This is a genomic window from Candidatus Pelagibacter communis, assembly GCF_001179925.1.
Classification (GTDB): Bacteria; Pseudomonadota; Alphaproteobacteria; order Pelagibacterales; family Pelagibacteraceae; genus Pelagibacter; species Pelagibacter ubique_E.
Map to the genome: position 1 here is coordinate 1 of NZ_CVSF01000038.1, position 1,086 is coordinate 1,086.

Consider the following 1,086-nt stretch of genomic DNA (forward strand, 5'->3'; position numbering starts at 1 on the left):
TTTTAACTTCTGATTTAATTTTATTATCAATTTTAGAATTAAGTTTCTTTTTATTTTTATAAAATAATTCACAGACATTTGTTGAAATTGTAAAGCCTGGAGGTACAGGCAAACCAATTCTTCCCATTTCAGAAAGATTAGCACCCTTTCCACCCAAAATATTTTTAGGATACTTAGTTTTTTTTAATGCTTTTGAATTAAAATTATAAATAAGTTTATTCATTAATGTCTTTAATCAATTGAAAATCTATAAAATTTTCGTAGGTTTTACAGAAAAAATTGATTAGTTCCAATCTATTTTTTTTTACAGCTTCACTGTCATCATTAACTTTAACGTTATCAAAAAAAGCATAAACTTCCTTTTTTGCAGTAGATAATAAAATTAATAATTCGTCAAAATTTTGGCTTTTAGATATCCCGGAAAAATATTTTTTTAATTCGTTGATTTTCTTATAAAGATCTTTTTCGAAATCATTTTTAAAAATACCGGGATCGGTTGTATTTGAAAGTTCAATACTATTTTTTTCAAGTTCTGAATATAAAATATTATAAGCTCTTTTATAGGATGACACAATATCTTCACCTGTCGATTTATAAATTATTTTATTCAAGCTTTTTGCTTTTTCAAAAACTGTAGATATTGAATTTAGATTAAATACTTTTGTGGCAGATTCAATAATATCATACCTAATTTTTTTTTCTTTCAAATAATATTTAAATCTATCTTTTAAAAAATCTGAGACATCTTTTTGTAATGTATTATTTGATAAATCAAAACCTTGATCTAAATACAAATTAGATGAATATGATATTAAATCGTTAATCTTAAGATCTTTCTTATTTTCAATGATTATTCTTATTATGCCAAGTGCCATTCTTCTTAAAGCATATGGATCTTTTGAGCTAGATGGTTTTTCGCCTACACCAAAAAAACCTGTTAATGTATCAATCTTATCAGTAAGAGAAAGTGTAACACTAAAGGGTTTTTTAGGAACATTAGAGTCTAAACCAATAGGCAAATATTGTTCTTTGATTGCATCAGAAATATCTTTATCTAAACCTTGAGCGTAGGATAAATGACCTCCT

At 25.0% G+C, this 1,086-nt stretch carries 2 protein-coding genes; both read right to left on the reverse strand.

Going from position 1 to position 1,086, the window contains the following annotated elements; translation table 11 throughout:
* Positions 1-223, reverse strand: a 223-nt coding sequence (locus AMN70_RS02480) for a PEP/pyruvate-binding domain-containing protein (RefSeq protein WP_143323404.1), incomplete at its 3' end; no start/stop codon positions are given.
* A partial coding sequence (locus AMN70_RS02485; protein WP_143323405.1) for a glycine--tRNA ligase subunit beta occupies positions 216-1,086 on the reverse strand: 871 nt, incomplete at its 5' end. The genes AMN70_RS02480 and AMN70_RS02485, both read right to left, overlap by 8 nt.